The sequence below is a fragment of the Nitrospirota bacterium genome (genome assembly GCA_040756155.1).
Classification (GTDB): Bacteria; Nitrospirota; Thermodesulfovibrionia; order JACRGW01; family JBFLZU01; genus JBFLZU01.
Genome location: JBFLZU010000117.1, coordinates 16,443 through 30,789 on the forward strand (window position 1 = coordinate 16,443; position 14,347 = coordinate 30,789).

Here is a 14,347-nt window from a genome sequence, read left to right on the forward strand (position 1 = left end):
GTTGTCTTAATGGAAATTTTCATTATTGTTTTTATCGTGGTAGTTATTATTAGTATATTCCTGCTTCTCCTGATCATTAAACTAAAAAAAAGTCAAAAATCGCCGATAATTCCTTTGCAAGACCAGTCGCGTCTTATCCGCGAAGATAGTCGCTGGTTTGGTGGAGCGAACGCAAAAGTAAAGGTAGTAGAATTTGCTGATTTCCTGTGCCCTGCCTGTGCGCTGTTCGAACCAGTAGCTAAGGAAATTCGTTCTATTTACGGAGATAAGATTCAATATGTCTTCCGCCATTTCCCGCTTACTGATGTTAATCCATTTTCTCAAATAGCAGCAGAAGCAGCAGAATGTTTTGGCGAACAGGGAAAATTTTTTGAAGCGGTAGAACTTTTCTATAAAAATCGAAAAAATCTTTCCATCGGGACATTTAAACAATTTGTTGAAGAACTAGGTCTTGATGAGCAGAAGTTTACTTCCTGTCTCGGTTCTGGTTTGATGACTAAAAAGGTCTCAAGAGACAAAGAAGATGTAGAGGTATTAGGCGTAAAAGGAACACCAACGATATTTATTGGAGGTAAAGTTATTGAACCATTCTATCTACTTGAACCTGTCTCTATTTCTTCTACCTTCGAACCTTGGGGAGGAGATAAAGTTATTGAAGGCTTCTATCCTCTTGCACAGGTAAAGAAATGGGTGGATGAGGCACTCATTGCAAAAGGCGAAATCCCCAGAATTGGCTCAAAAGAACTCTTTGAGCGTCAGCAAAAAGGGGAGAAAATAATCGTTCTTGATGTCCGAGAAAAGAACGAATACGAAGAAGAGCATATCCCAGATGCACTTCATTTTCCCAAGAGTAAATTTGATAAGAAGAATCTGGAACTTATGAAGTTTCTGGAAGGGATTCCGAAGAAACAAATGATTGTGACTTACTGTGGTGCTGGACATCGTTCTGGCTGGCTAGCCATTAATCTTCGTAAAATTGGTTATACCAATGTCTGGAATCTTGATGGAATTTCTTTCTGGAATAGCTACGGACTACCCCTTATTGTCGGTCCAAAACTGCCACCTGAGCTTGAACCAGTGCGGATTCGCACCGAAGAAGCTTATTATATATTTACTAGTTTTTCTGATGTGCTATTTGTTGACATCCGTGATGTTGAAGAATACGAGCAAGCCCATATCAAAGGTGCGATCAACATTCCTCTTGCCGAGATAGAAGATAGATTGGATGAATTGCACAGAGATAAAGAAATTGTTCTTTATTGCAGTGGCACTTTTGGTGGTGGAACATGCTCGGCAAGTCTGAGTGCTGGCAGGATTCTGATTGACAATGGTATTAAGTTCGGAAATATCAAAGTATATGAAGATGGATTTGGAAGTTGGGAACAGGCTGGTTATCCGATCTCAAAAGGAAACCAACCATGATCAACGAGCAAGACTTTACAAAATCATCCAAAAGCAATGATTTTAAAGACCTATGATATGCATCATAAAAATCATCCCCAAAATAATATATTCTCTGCTTAGTTTCAATAGGAAAAACAATGGAAAACAGATACAATGAAATAAAGAGACAGAAAATATATGGGAATAGGGTAGATGTCTCTTTAGTCAGTGATTCAGAAGAAGGTAAACTCTTTGAGGTAGAGGTCTGTAAGAGTGCAACAATCGGGTGCCCAAATTGCCTTATGAATACAAGAGATATGGCTGAGAAGATAGAAAAAATACTTGTATTAAGTGGGCTCTCAGCTGATATTTTTAAAAAACTCGATGGTAAAAAAATACACTACCATCATATTTTTAGAGTAGCAGTCTCCGGATGTCCCAATTCGTGCAGCCAGCCTCAGATAAAAGACTTTGGAATAAGTGGACAGGCTAAGGTTGTTAGAACAGATGCTGAGTGCATTGAATGCGGAGAGTGTATCAGAATATGTAAGGAAGACGCTGTAACTGTAGATAATGCTGAACCCTCTATCAACTGTGAACGGTGTGTAATGTGTGGACACTGCGCAAGAGTATGCCCTACATCATCACTTTCTGTTGAAAAGACCGGCTATAGAGTAATGGTAGGTGGAAAGCTTGGAAGACACCCAAGACTGTCAGATACAATAGCAAACCTTGCTTCAGAGCAAGAGGTTCTGAGAATACTTCAATCATTAGTAGAAGTTATAAAGAAAGAAGGAAAACCTGAAGAAAAAGTTGGCTCACTTGTTGAACGAATAGGAATTAGCCAACTTTTTAGAATAACATTATATTCTTAAAACTCCGGCTCCCTGGATTTTTCCTTGGGGAATTGGTTTCTAAAACACCTCAGAAAGGACTTCAAGTTTTTTCATCGGTAGGGTTATAGGAAAAAGACTATCTTCTTCTTTTTCAAGAACCAGTTCCCTTAATTTATTTATGTCATATACGATAATCTTTCCTCTTTTTACCCTAATGAGATTCTCCTTTTCAAGTTTATGGAGTCCCCTGCATAAGACCTCCCTGACTGTCCCTATTCTGAAAGCCATCTCATCCTGTGTTGGAACATCGTTCAGAATAATGGCATTCTTACTATCGACACTTTCATTTCCCACGAGCTCCAGTATCAACCTTATAATCCTTTTCCTCACATCATTAAGCGCTATCTCTGCTGCGAAGGACTTCAATTTTTTAATCCTTCTTCCAAAATCCACCAACATCCTTATACCGATCTCAGGATGGGTGTATATTAGTTTTTCAAAGTTCCTCTTTTCTATGACGAGGAGTTCAGAATCCTTAACAGCATAAGCATCAGCACCGTATTTGCCTTCATCAAAAAGAATTGTGTCTCCCAGAAAAGCACCCTTACCCGCATAATGCAAAATGATCTTCTTTCCATCCTCACCCATCTGGAAAATCTCTATCAATCCTTCTTTTATTATGAAGAGATGGTTACAGATTCCGTCCGACATAAATAGGTATTGCCCCTTGGGGAGGTTTTTTACATAAGAGTATTCGAGAATTGAACAGATTGTTTCCTCTTTTAATCCCTTGAAGTAAGGGACTAATGTAAGGGCTTCACAATTATCCATAGTTAATACTACTTCATTTTTTGAGCACAAGTCAAGTCACAATATGTTTCAGCAAGAAGTAAAGAAAGTGTGGATTTTATTATAGAAATGGAAATGTGACAAAAATCATATACTACATTCAGAGACTAACCGATAATGAGTTATAACATCATACCAAAAGGGAGGAGAAATATGTCAGACCTATCTTCAATCAGCACAGCAAGCATCTGCAGTACTGTGAAAGAAAACAGCAGCAAAGAAATAGACACACCTTTCATGGATGAACTTTCTAAGGGACCCTGGCCAAGCCATGCAAAAGAACTCAAAAGAACACGCTACCCTATCATAATGTATGAAGAGGCGATGAGACAAAAGCTGACCCAGTGGGGTCATGGAGGCATGTCTTCTGTACCAGGACTGGGCTCAGGGGCAATCGCCAGGAAATCCAACAGACCTGATATCATACCTCATTCGCATCTCATAAGGGTACTTGGCACACCTGGCAATTTCTTTAAGACATCAACCTTCAGAAAGATATGTGAAATAGCAGATAAATATGGTGATTTATCCCTGCATATGCTTACAACGAACTACAATATTGAGATATGCGGGATAATGAGCGATGATGCTATGAAGGGAGCAACTCTTGAACTCAATTCTATTGGCTATGATGTGGGTTCAGCAGGTGATTCGATCAGGAATATACCTGATTGTATGGGGCCAGCACTCTGCGAATATGCCTTAATTGACACGCCAAGGATAAAGCACTTTATGACAAAACATTACATAGATGATATACAGTATCCGAGATTTCCTTTCAAGATAAAGACAAAGATGTCAGGTTGTCCTAACGAATGTGGTAAAGCAGTCCTTCATGGCGACATCGGCATAATCGGGGTATTCAAAGATCTACCCAATGTGAATAACGAAAGGCTAAAAAACTGGGTTAAGAATGGTGGTAACATCAACTGGGTCTGTGACCATTGTCCAACAGATGCTATGAAATGGGATGGAGAAAAACTTGAAATAGACGGAAATAGATGTATCCGATGCATGTACTGTATTAATCGTGTACCTGCCATAAAGCCTGGGGATGATAGAGGTATTGCTATCACTGCTGGTGGTAAGATGAAAGGTAAGTTTGGTCCAATGAAAGGAAAGGTGATATTTCCATTTATCAAGATAACGCCTCCTGATTATAAAGAACTTGTTCAGGCATTTAATAGAATCTGCGATGTTTATGATGACCACGGAAAGAAAAAGGAACGGATAGGAGATATGATACAGAGGGTAGGCTTTGACAGATTCCTTGAGTGGTGCGGTGTCGAGCCAACCACTATGCATTTCTCATCTCCGAGAAGAAATACATTCTATCACTGGGAAGTCGAGGAATCGGGAGGTGCAAAATGAGTAAAATCGGTGGAATAGGGGTAGTGCCTGTTGAGGAGAATATTCCTCCTGTAGTATTAAAAAACTACGGAGAATGGGATGCCCATGAAATAATGAGACCAGGTGTTATAAAACGTATCTCTGAGACAGGAGATACATGCTATACAGTAAGGATTGCTATGCCACCATCGAGAATCAGCGTTGCCACAATGTTAGAGCTCTGTGATCTTGCAGATGAATACTCAGGGGGATACTTCAGGATCACACTGAGAAACTCTTTTGAGTTTGTTGATGTAAATCCAGAAAAGATAGAGGAACTTATAGAAAAAGTCGAAGCGAAGGGATTTCCCGTAGGTGGGACAAAGAATTCCATGCATAATATAATGGCATGTCCAAGCTGGATTCACTGTAACCTACCAGCCACTGATTCTCCTGGGATAGCAAAGGCTTTAGGTGATGCCCTAATAGATGAATTTAAAAACCACAGACTTCCATCATGGCTGAAAATCAATATCGGTGGCTGTGCCAATATTGAGGAAGCATTAATGGCTGACATTGGCATAATAGGTGTTCACAGAGACCTACCTATAGTCCTTGATGATAGAATAAAGATATGCGAACGTCCAACGGTTATCTCTATATGTCCGACTTATGCAATAAAACCTAAAGGAGAATATAGTGTCCAGATCAGCGCTGAGAGATGCATACACTGTGGAGCCTGCACAATGCACTGCGAGGCTATATTAACCGGAGACCCAAAACTCGATGGTTTTGCAGTATCTGTAGGAGGTAAGGCATCCAATACAGGTAGTGGTCCTGACCTTGGTCGGATTGTGATTCCATATCTGCCTAATAACCCTCCAAAATGGGAAGAGGCTGTTAATGCAGTAATACAGATAGTTGATGCATGGAGGAAAGATGCCGAACCTGACGAAAGGATAAGGGAGTGGATAAACAGGATCGGCTGGGATAGGTTCTTCAGAAAGGCAGGGATTAAGGTCAGTATTAAGGATATAGACGGCTATATGTATGGTAATGAGTTTGCAAGATCAGACCTCAGGTTTGGTTGGTAGATGTAAAAAAGCAACAAAGGAGGTAAGTGATGGAAACATTAATAGGACATCATGGGAAAAAACTCAAACTTGACGAGGATGGTTATCTCCTGAATATTGATAGCTGGGATATAAATGTCGTAGAGTATCTTGCAAGGATGGAAGGTATTAAAGAACTTACAAATGAACACTGGAAACTTATTACTGCAATCAGACTCTATTATGAAAGGACTGGCATGTCTCCTCAATGCCGGGAGATCCTCAAGGAAACTGGACTTACCAAAAAGGATATGTATAGATTGTTCCCTTCAGGACATCTTAGAGGTGCATATAAACTGGCTGGTTTACCAAAACCTGCTGGATGTAACTGATTTAGCAATATTCTGTAATCAAGAAGAAGAAAAATGTGTCAGCCCAGTTGATTGATGGGAGAAAAGTAGCCTCAAATATTAAGGAGAATATTAAAAAGGAAGTCTCTGAACTTAAGACAAAAGGGGTTAATCCGTGTCTTGCGGTTATCTTCGATGACACTGATCCAACTGCAAGGAAGTATGTTAGTTTAAAGGAAAAGGCCTGTGTGGAGGTCGGCATCGATCTCCGTGTCCATGATATTCAGGGTACGACAACTCAGGATGATCTCGTCAAGTCTATTGAGAGGTTTAATGCGGATCCAGAGGTAAACGGTATACTCCTTCAGTTTCCTCTTAATAAGGGGCTTGATGAAAAGGATGCGATAAAAAGAATTGTACCCGAAAAGGACATTGATGGCTGTAGTTCTTATTCAATTGGTAAACTCATCCATGATGAACCCTCCTTTATTCCATGTACACCATATGGAGCAATAAAGATGCTTGAGGATTACAGGATAAACCCAGCAGGAAAACATACTGTTGTTGTTGAAAGGAACAATAGTGGAAAATCTCTTGCATTTTTGCTTTTAAAAAAGAATGCCACTGTAACTATATGCTCAAACAAGACAACAGACCTAAAGGGAAAATGCCAAAAGGCAGATATATTATGTGTTGACATCGGAAAGGCAAAGATGATAACTGCCGATATGGTTAAAGAGGGTGCGGCGGTCATAGATATGGGAATGAATGTAACATCAAATGGTAAAATAATTGGAGATGTAGATTTTGATGCTGTAAAGGAGAAGGCAGCCTATATAACCCCAGTTCCTGGAGGCGCAGGACCTACGACTATCGCTATGCTTATGCATAACACAGTTTTGGCTGCAAAGATGCAGGCCAAAATATTGTGACATAGTAAAGGTATAACATATTATTGACAGGACTAAAACAGAAGAAAAGAATAGTGTCATCAAAGAATACAAAAAATAACGAAATAGCAAAAGTTAAAAGTCTTACACTATGCATCAACAGTGATTGTCGCCTCAGAAAGGCAAGTCCCTGTAAAGGATGGGAAGGGTGTCCAGGATTCAAGTCTAAATCTTGAAATTTAGTCATTCCTATTAAAGCTGCCATAAAAATTTTCCCATTTGTGATTTAAATCATAGTGTTATTTTCAAAATGGGATATATTCTTTATTTAAAAGGAGGGTGTTATGACTACAGAAAAAACATTCAAATTGGATTTAAGAAATATAGTAGTTTTTGACCGACATAACAGGATATTCGAGGCATGGGCGAAATTGGACGCAGGAGAAACGCTTCAAATAATTAACGATCATGACCCCAAGCCATTGCATTATCAGTTTGAGGGCGAATACAAAGATTCCTACAATTGGGAGTATGTTCAGAAAGGGCCTAAGGACTGGATTGTAAATATCACAAAGACAAAGGTAACTAAGGCATTAGGCAGCGAACTGAAGAAAAAAGTGGAGGATACATTAATGCAGATTCGGCCTTATCTGCAGGCAGACGGTGGAGATGTCGAGTTGGTTGATGTTGACGAGGTTTCTAAAACAGTCAAGGTGCGTTTAGTCGGTGCCTGTGGCGTATGCCCATCATCGAGCATGACTTTGAAGGGAGGTGTTGAGGAATCTATCAAGAAGAATGTGCCTGAGATTGAGAAGGTTGAAGCGGTTTTATATTAGTGGTATAAAAATGGACTCCTGAATGAAGGAGATGGAGTTCTGTTTTGAAGGGAGGTAACAAAATGAAAGGATTTGGAGGTTGTCCGAGTTCAACAATGCAGGATTTTAGAGAAAAAGATACAAGGTCTCAGCAAGCAAGTGGTAAGAGACAGTCACAGCTCAGGCAGTGGCCAATTCAGCTACATCTAGTATCACCTGAAGCACCTTACTATCAGAATGCCGATGTGCTTTTAACAGCAGACTGTGTTGCATACGCCTTAGCTGATTTCCACAAGGACTATCTGAAAGGAAAATCAATGGCTATTGCCTGTCCGAAACTTGACGAAGGTCAGGATGTCTATGCGGAAAAGGTTACATCCTGGCTTAACGACGCAAAGATTAACACGCTTACAGTGATGATTATGCAGGTTCCATGTTGCATGGGGCTGGTGAGTATTGCACAGCAGGGTGCCAGTGCATCAAAAAGAAAGGTCCCGATCAAGTCCATTGTTGTGAGTCTCCAGGGAGACATTCTCTCAGAAGAATGGGTCTCCTAAAATGTAAATATCTCTTCTCTGAAACTTTTGATTCCTCTCACCTCGATCGTTCGGCTGAGCTCACGACGAAGCCCTCTCCCCTTAGGGGAGAGGGTGGTGAGGAGATTGGAGATACTTCCTACTTTAAAAAACATCTTGACCTAAAATCTTCCTTTTGTTAATTTACATTGTAGTAAATTAGTAAATTCAGAAACTAATTACTAATCCAAAGTGAATTTTGCAAAGCAAAATCCACAGTTATTAGTCAGCAGTTGTTAGTAGTTAACATGTTTTTACTAACAACTAATCACTATTTACTAATAACTGTAATGATGGCGCCTGTAGCTCAGCTGGATAGAGCAACTGCCTTCTAAGCAGTGGGTCAGGGGTTCGAATCCCTTCAGGCGCGCCAGAGCACGTTTGTGTAATTATAGCGCCTGTAGCTCAGTGGATAGAGCATCGGCCTCCGGAGCCGAGTGTCGGGGGTTCGAGTCCCTTCAGGCGCGCCAGCGAATCTTACCTTGCAAGATTCGCAGTGAATAGTTATTAGTGATTAGTTCAAAATTCCGGAAGATAGACATAGAATTGTCATTCCACTTTTCACTGATAACTGTAGTTAGTGGTGAGTGTAGCTCAATCGGCAGAGCACTGGACTGTGGCTCCAGTGGTTGTGGGTTCGATCCCCATCACTCACCCCAAGCAAATTTTGTCTTGCAAAATTTGCAGTGATTAGTGAATAGTAGTTAGTTAAATTTGATTTTATCTGTTTTTGTTTTATACTAATGACTAATCACTATTCACTAACGACTGTATTTATGTGGGCCGTTAGCTCAGCTGGTAGAGCAGCTGACTCTTAATCAGCGGGTCGGAGGTTCGAATCCTCCACGGCTCACCATCAAAAATCAAGGGGTCAGGCTGATGTCTCCTGACCCTTTTCTGCTTGACCGGCCTTTCAATAAAGTAATTGACAAAACATCTTTTAAGTGTTACCTTTATATAAAGTAATACTAAAAAGAAAGGTAAGGTGATATTAAAAATGACAACTGCAGCAGTAAAGATCACAAGAAAAGGACAGGTTACCATTCCAAAAGAAATTCGGGAAAGGCTCAAGACTAACACTGTCTATTTTGAGATTGTTGATGATACAGTAGTTGTAAAGGCAGTGAAGGATGCGGCCGGCTCATTAAGCGAATACGCTAAAAATGTTAAGCCCGGCATATCAATGAAGAAGATAAAAGAAATGGCATGGGAGGAGGCTGTCCGTGAGAAAACCCGCAAGAAGTCTGCCTGATACCAATACCATAGTCCGCTATCTTGTTAAAGATGATCTTGTCCTTTATGCGAAAGCAAAAGGCTTCTTCGATAAAGTCAAGAACGGTGGCGAAAAAGCTGTTATTCTTGAAAGTGTCATTGCCGAGTGTATTTATGTCCTTACAAAAATCTATAATGTGCCGAAGGACAAGGCATCTAACAGTCTTATAGACATCCTGCGCTATAAGGGGATTACAAATGATGACAGGAAAGAACTCATTCGTGCATTGACTCTTTTCTCGGAGCAGGGGATTGATGTTGTTGATTGCATTTTATGTGCAAAGGCTGTTAGTAGCGGCGATAATCTTTTTTCATTCGATGAAGAATTAAACAAAGTCGCAAGGCACTTATAAAGATATTCAATTCGAAATATTCTTGATATATTGACATGTGTTGAGAACGTGTCGAAGTTGGCGACACGATGAACGTATCCAGATTTTGTGGTTTTTTGGACATGCTCTGTTGGATACGGGCATGATGTGGACCTGAGAGAGAATATATTATCAATAAGTTTTATAATAGTCGGGAAGGTGGTTAAGAAGGAGAAGAGGTATTAGGGTCAGAGAAATGAGCAGATGAAGACACTTAAACAATTCTTTTCTAAACCAGAAACAATACCAACTATCACAGCGTCGTATCTGGCTGATCTTGGCGAAGCACGCGGCAGGCAGGAACTATTCACAAAACAGGCGCCGCAGAGACTTAAGGTATTAAGAGAACACGCTCTGATTGAGAGTGCAGTTTCATCAACCCGTATTGAAGGCGTAACAGTTGATAATACCCGTGTCCGCACCATTATATTTGGTAAATCACATTTACGGGACCACGACGAGGAAGAAGTAAGGGGTTATCGCAATGCCCTTAAACTCATCCACGAACAACATCCCAAACTGTCTATATCTGAGGATACGATTTTCAAACTGCATAAACTGGCGAAGGGTGATATTTGGGATGCTGGTAAATACAAAGAGAAAGAAAGCGATATCATTGAGAAACACCCTGATGGGACTTCGCGTGTTCGCTTCAGAACGGTTTCCCCTGCTAAGACACCGACATTCATGGCTGACCTGATTAATCTCTGGAATCAGTGCCTGCGCGAACAGTGGGTTCATCCATTGGTTGTTATGGCTGCCTTCAATCTCGACTTTCTCTGCATTCATCCCTTCCGTGACGGAAACGGCAGGGTTTCAAGGCTGCTTCTGCTGCTTCAGTGCGATCATCTCGGTTATGAGGCTGGCAGATATATCAGCATTGAGCGGATAATTGAACAAAGCAAGGACCGCTATTATGAGACCCTTGAACAGAGTTCTCAGGGCTGGCATGACGGAAAACATGACCCCTGGCCTTATATAAACTATCTACTTTTTACAATTAAAGCCGCATACCGTGAGTTTGAAGAGCGTGTCGGGCAAATCATATCACCTAAAGGTGCAAAGACAGCACTGATAATGAGCGCTATCAATAGCAAGATAGGATTATTCCGGATAGCTGATATTCAAAGGCAATGTCCCGGGGTGAGTATTGATATGATCCGCAGGGTACTGAAAACTTTGCAGGCAGAAAGAAAAGTCAAATGCCTTGGACGCGGGCAGAGTGCCCAGTGGCAAAAGACAGAAAAATGGCGAATTAGGTAATATCTAATTAAATGGGTAATGAATTGGGTAATAGGTTCCGGCTTGATAACTGGCTTGATAAGATAATCATATCACGAAATGAAAATGTGATAAGATTATGCAAAAAACGTGTCGAAGTTGTCGACATGATGGATTTGTCCAAATTTTGTCTACGACTCGTAGAGAGGTTTTTTTGGACATATTCTGTTGAATAAGGGCGGGATGGGGGCACGAGAAAAAAGGAGATTATTTTATAGTTGAGTTTTATAATAGTCGGGAAGGTGGTTAAGAAGGAGAAGAGGTATTAGGTTAAAGTTTTTAGTGTCAGGATAGTTTAAATTTACTGCAGAAATTATTATGGAGACTTTATAATGGCAACACTAAATTTTAAAGGAAAAAGCTTTGTTCAGAATCATCATCTGGCTGTCAAGTATCATCAGTTGATCCCCAAGAAAGATAAAAGCCTTACCGACAAAGTCAGCCTCAATGACAATCTGATAATCCACGGTGATAATCTCATAGTCCTGAAATCCCTCCTGCCGACTTATGCCGGCAAGGTGAAATGTATCTACATTGACCCGCCATACAATACAGGCAACGAAAAATGGATTTATAACGACAATGTGAACAGCCCGATGATGCAGGAATGGCTTGGCAAGGTAGTGGACAAAGAAGACTTCACCCGCCACGACAAATGGCTCTGCATGATGATGCCGAGATTGAAGTTGCTGAGGGAGTTGTTGAGGGATGACGGGGTGATTTTTGTGAGTATAGACGATAATGAAGTTCATCATTTGAGGATGTTGATGGATGAGGTTTTTGGAGAACATAATTTCTTGACGAAGATTGCAGTTCAAAGTAATCCAAGGGGAAGGCAATCTGAAAGATACTTTGCATCAGTTCATGAATATTTATTAGTCTACGCAAAAGAATACGAGAAGTGTACTATGCAAGGGGCCGCTTTATCAGAATCACAAGTAAAAGAATATAAGCAGGTGGATGAAGAAGGCTTCAAATATAGGCTGCTTGGTCTGAGACAGCGCGGTGCTGCTTCAAGGAGAGAAGACCGCCCCAAAATGTTTTATCCAATTTATGTGAATCCTGAAGATGGAACTATTAGTCTGAGCAGGTCAAAGAAAAATTCAATTGAGGTATTACCCAAGAAGTCGACAGGTGAAGATGGTCGTTGGATGTGGTCAAAAGAAAAAGTTCAGGAGAATCTCGATATTGTTGAGACAAAATTGATAGGAACAAGAAACGAATGGGATATATTTGTTAGGGACTATTTATTGAGTGAAGAAGGTGAAACTAAGAAAAGCAAAAGCAAGACTTTGTGGCTTGATAAGAGCTTAAACTATCAAAATGGAAAAACTGAATTAAAAGAATTATTTGGTAAAGCGCCGTTTGAATATCCAAAGCCAACATCATTGATTAAGTATATTATTACCCTAGTTGGCGAAGATGAGGCAATTTATCTCGATTCCTTCGCCGGCTCAGGCACAACCGCCCATGCAGTATTAGACCTAAACAATGAAGACGGCGGAAATCGCAAATTCATTTTGGTTGAGTGTGAGGACTATGCAGATAAGATTACTGCTGAGAGGGTAAGAAGGGTTATCAAAGGTGTTAAAAAAAATCCCCCTCAATCCCCCTTTGCCAAAGGGGGACTTGAAAATATCCCCACTTTAGAAAAGGGGGGCAAGGGGGGATTTGAAGGTCTTGGCGGTTCTTTCAGTTATTTTGAACTCGGCGAGCCGATTGAGATGGAGAGCATACTGGAGGGCAAAAAGCTCCCTGATTACATGGAGCTTGCGCGATATATCTTTTACACAGCTACAGGAGAGGAGTTTAACCCTTCAAAAGTAAAACAGAGCAAGAACTTCATAGGCGAAACTAAAGACTACGAGGTATATCTGTTTTATGAGCCTGACATTGAGAAATTAAAGAAATTAGCCCTTACCCTTGACACTGCAAAGAAGTTAGGGGCATTCAAGGGTAAGAAGCGTTTGGTCTTTGCCCCTGCCAAATATCTCGACCTCAATGATGCAGACCTGATAGAAAAACACGGTTTGAAGGGGATTGAATACTGTCAATTGCCGTTTGAGATATATAAGATGAGGGGATAGTGAAGCATAGGGGGGAGGTTATGGTAGTGAGGGAAATAGGGTAAAGAATCCATCATATGCGATTGTCTGGTGAAATTAGAGACCATCTCGTAAAAGCACGGGATTCGGCTTTATTAGCGGTTGAAACCTACAACAGACCTACCGCTGTTTTTCGTTCTGGTGCGTATATAGTTTTAATGAACATCGCTTGGACATCTTTATTTCATGCGGTGTTTTTTAAGAAGAGACTTAAGCCGTATTATAAGAAGTCGGGTTCAAACAGATATATAAAAGTTGATGGCGAATTCAAATGCTGGGAACTGAATGAATGTTTAAAACAATATTATAAAGACCAGAATCCTCCGGTTAGGAAAAATCTGGACTTTTTTATAGGACTTAGAAATAAAATTGAACATCGTTCCATGCCAGAGTTAGACCCTGAAATATTTGGTGAATGCCAAGCAATGTTGATGAATTTTGAAAATCTTTTATGCCAAGAGTTCGGAGATAGACATGCACTAAAGACAGGCTTAACCTTCTCTTTGCAGCTTGCTACTTCGCCTCATATGAATCAGTTAAAAGCAATGAGAGCTTCGAGCAAACAATTAGCGAAAAATGTTAAAGGTTACATAGAAAGATTTCGTACTTCTCTGAGCGATGATGTTCAGGGCAATATGGAATACAGCTTTAAGGTATTTCTAATTCCCAAGATACATAGTCATAGCAAGTCATCTGACTTAGCAGTTGAATTTATTCCTTATGATAAATTGAAGCCAGAAGAAATGGACCAGTACAGCAGGCTTATTGCATTAATAAAGCCAAAAGAAGTAACTATTGCTAATTTAGGTGGTTATAAACCGTCTGATGTAGCTAAAAAAGTTGAAGCAGCTATCGGTAAACCGTTTAAAACTAGCAGTCATCACGTGAAATGCTACAAGCTTTTTAATGCCAGGCCCGCTTCCACTAGTTCTAATCCTGAAGCATGTGACAACAGGTATTGTTACTATGACGCAGTTCACAAAGATTATGTTTATAAAGAAGCATGGGTAAGCTTTTTAATTGAAAAGCTATCTGATGAAGCTGAATACAACGGATTATTTAAACGAGGCATAGAATCATAACATATCCCTTGCAGTTGACGAACCGTACCTGAACTCATGGCTCGGATATTGAGGCGAAATTACGGGACGAGGGGCAAGAGGTAAAGAGATTTGAGATTTGAGATTTCAAATTTGAAATTAAAAGAGGCAATACCATGACCTACGAGCGGTTTGAGGA

At 40.4% G+C, this 14,347-nt stretch carries 14 protein-coding genes and 4 tRNA genes; 17 read left to right on the forward strand and 1 reads right to left on the reverse strand.

Going from position 1 to position 14,347, the window contains the following annotated elements:
- Positions 1-9: 9 nt before the first annotated feature.
- Together AB1488_11105 and AB1488_11110 are read left to right on the forward strand one after the other, a co-directional pair.
- Positions 10-1,422 carry a rhodanese-like domain-containing protein gene (locus AB1488_11105; protein ID MEW6410636.1) on the forward strand — a complete coding sequence of 471 codons (1,413 nt, stop codon included), beginning with the start codon at positions 10-12 and terminating at the stop codon, positions 1,420-1,422.
- Between the two features lie 119 nt (positions 1,423-1,541).
- Complete coding sequence (locus AB1488_11110; GenBank protein MEW6410637.1) at positions 1,542-2,258, forward strand: 4Fe-4S dicluster domain-containing protein; 717 nt, start codon at positions 1,542-1,544, stop codon at positions 2,256-2,258.
- Positions 2,259-2,297: 39 nt separating this feature from the next.
- Here AB1488_11110 and AB1488_11115 read toward each other — a convergent pair whose 3' ends face one another.
- The gene (locus tag AB1488_11115; GenBank protein ID MEW6410638.1) at positions 2,298-3,050 is read right to left on the reverse strand and encodes a Crp/Fnr family transcriptional regulator; all 753 of its coding nucleotides are present in this window, start codon (positions 3,048-3,050) and stop codon (positions 2,298-2,300) included.
- Between the two features lie 171 nt (positions 3,051-3,221).
- Here AB1488_11115 and AB1488_11120 point away from each other — a divergent pair, with 171 nt between their 5' ends.
- From AB1488_11120 to AB1488_11190, 15 genes are all read left to right on the forward strand, one after another.
- Positions 3,222-4,439 (forward strand): hypothetical protein, encoded by a 1,218-nt coding sequence (locus AB1488_11120; protein ID MEW6410639.1) that lies wholly within the window; start codon positions 3,222-3,224, stop codon positions 4,437-4,439.
- On the forward strand, positions 4,436-5,491 hold the full coding sequence (dsrB, locus tag AB1488_11125; protein MEW6410640.1) for a dissimilatory-type sulfite reductase subunit beta: 1,056 nt from the start codon (positions 4,436-4,438) through the stop codon (positions 5,489-5,491). The genes AB1488_11120 and dsrB overlap by 4 nt, the downstream gene beginning before the upstream one ends.
- Positions 5,492-5,520: 29 nt before the next feature.
- Positions 5,521-5,841 (forward strand): TusE/DsrC/DsvC family sulfur relay protein, encoded by a 321-nt coding sequence (locus AB1488_11130; GenBank protein ID MEW6410641.1) that lies wholly within the window; start codon positions 5,521-5,523, stop codon positions 5,839-5,841.
- A gap of 35 nt (positions 5,842-5,876) precedes the next feature.
- Positions 5,877-6,731: a tetrahydrofolate dehydrogenase/cyclohydrolase catalytic domain-containing protein gene (locus AB1488_11135; protein ID MEW6410642.1), complete on the forward strand. Its 855-nt coding sequence runs from the start codon at positions 5,877-5,879 to the stop codon at positions 6,729-6,731.
- A 302-nt stretch (positions 6,732-7,033) separates the two neighbouring features.
- The gene (locus AB1488_11140; GenBank protein ID MEW6410643.1) at positions 7,034-7,525 is read left to right on the forward strand and encodes a NifU family protein; all 492 of its coding nucleotides are present in this window, start codon (positions 7,034-7,036) and stop codon (positions 7,523-7,525) included.
- Positions 7,526-7,587: 62 nt separating this feature from the next.
- Entirely contained in the window at positions 7,588-8,061 is a 474-nt protein-coding gene (locus AB1488_11145; protein ID MEW6410644.1) for a 4Fe-4S ferredoxin, read from the forward strand.
- A 314-nt stretch (positions 8,062-8,375) separates the two neighbouring features.
- A tRNA-Arg gene (locus tag AB1488_11150) sits at positions 8,376-8,452 on the forward strand.
- 21 nt (positions 8,453-8,473) lie between these two features.
- Positions 8,474-8,549: transfer RNA gene (locus tag AB1488_11155), tRNA-Arg, on the forward strand.
- A 113-nt stretch (positions 8,550-8,662) separates the two neighbouring features.
- Positions 8,663-8,738, forward strand: a tRNA-His gene (locus AB1488_11160).
- 121 nt (positions 8,739-8,859) lie between these two features.
- Positions 8,860-8,935: transfer RNA gene (locus AB1488_11165), tRNA-Lys, on the forward strand.
- A gap of 141 nt (positions 8,936-9,076) precedes the next feature.
- Positions 9,077-9,331 carry an AbrB/MazE/SpoVT family DNA-binding domain-containing protein gene (locus tag AB1488_11170; GenBank protein MEW6410645.1) on the forward strand — a complete coding sequence of 85 codons (255 nt, stop codon included), beginning with the start codon at positions 9,077-9,079 and terminating at the stop codon, positions 9,329-9,331.
- Positions 9,303-9,704 carry a PIN domain-containing protein gene (locus AB1488_11175; protein ID MEW6410646.1) on the forward strand — a complete coding sequence of 134 codons (402 nt, stop codon included), beginning with the start codon at positions 9,303-9,305 and terminating at the stop codon, positions 9,702-9,704. The genes AB1488_11170 and AB1488_11175 overlap by 29 nt, the downstream gene beginning before the upstream one ends.
- A 222-nt stretch (positions 9,705-9,926) precedes the next feature.
- Positions 9,927-10,985, forward strand: a complete 1,059-nt coding sequence (locus tag AB1488_11180) for a Fic family protein (GenBank protein MEW6410647.1) — start codon at positions 9,927-9,929, stop codon at positions 10,983-10,985.
- A gap of 350 nt (positions 10,986-11,335) precedes the next feature.
- Positions 11,336-13,090 carry a site-specific DNA-methyltransferase gene (locus AB1488_11185; protein ID MEW6410648.1) on the forward strand — a complete coding sequence of 585 codons (1,755 nt, stop codon included), beginning with the start codon at positions 11,336-11,338 and terminating at the stop codon, positions 13,088-13,090.
- 56 nt (positions 13,091-13,146) lie between these two features.
- Entirely contained in the window at positions 13,147-14,190 is a 1,044-nt protein-coding gene (locus tag AB1488_11190; GenBank protein ID MEW6410649.1) for a DUF3644 domain-containing protein, read from the forward strand.
- Positions 14,191-14,347 lie beyond the last annotated feature (157 nt).

Excerpts from the sequence above, each read along its gene's own strand:
- AB1488_11105 (MEW6410636.1), top strand. The coding sequence starts at position 10 with ATGGAAATTTTCATTATTGTTTTTATCGTGGTAGTTATTATTAGTATA.
- AB1488_11110 (MEW6410637.1), top strand. The coding sequence starts at position 1,542 with ATGGAAAACAGATACAATGAAATAAAGAGACAGAAAATATATGGGAAT.
- AB1488_11115 (MEW6410638.1), bottom strand. The coding sequence starts at position 3,050 with ATGGATAATTGTGAAGCCCTTACATTAGTCCCTTACTTCAAGGGATTA.
- AB1488_11120 (MEW6410639.1), top strand. The coding sequence starts at position 3,222 with ATGTCAGACCTATCTTCAATCAGCACAGCAAGCATCTGCAGTACTGTG.
- dsrB (MEW6410640.1), top strand. The coding sequence starts at position 4,436 with ATGAGTAAAATCGGTGGAATAGGGGTAGTGCCTGTTGAGGAGAATATT.
- AB1488_11130 (MEW6410641.1), top strand. The coding sequence starts at position 5,521 with ATGGAAACATTAATAGGACATCATGGGAAAAAACTCAAACTTGACGAG.
- AB1488_11140 (MEW6410643.1), top strand. The coding sequence starts at position 7,034 with ATGACTACAGAAAAAACATTCAAATTGGATTTAAGAAATATAGTAGTT.
- AB1488_11145 (MEW6410644.1), top strand. The coding sequence starts at position 7,588 with ATGAAAGGATTTGGAGGTTGTCCGAGTTCAACAATGCAGGATTTTAGA.
- AB1488_11170 (MEW6410645.1), top strand. The coding sequence starts at position 9,077 with ATGACAACTGCAGCAGTAAAGATCACAAGAAAAGGACAGGTTACCATT.
- AB1488_11180 (MEW6410647.1), top strand. The coding sequence starts at position 9,927 with ATGAAGACACTTAAACAATTCTTTTCTAAACCAGAAACAATACCAACT.
- AB1488_11185 (MEW6410648.1), top strand. The coding sequence starts at position 11,336 with ATGGCAACACTAAATTTTAAAGGAAAAAGCTTTGTTCAGAATCATCAT.
- AB1488_11190 (MEW6410649.1), top strand. The coding sequence starts at position 13,147 with ATGCGATTGTCTGGTGAAATTAGAGACCATCTCGTAAAAGCACGGGAT.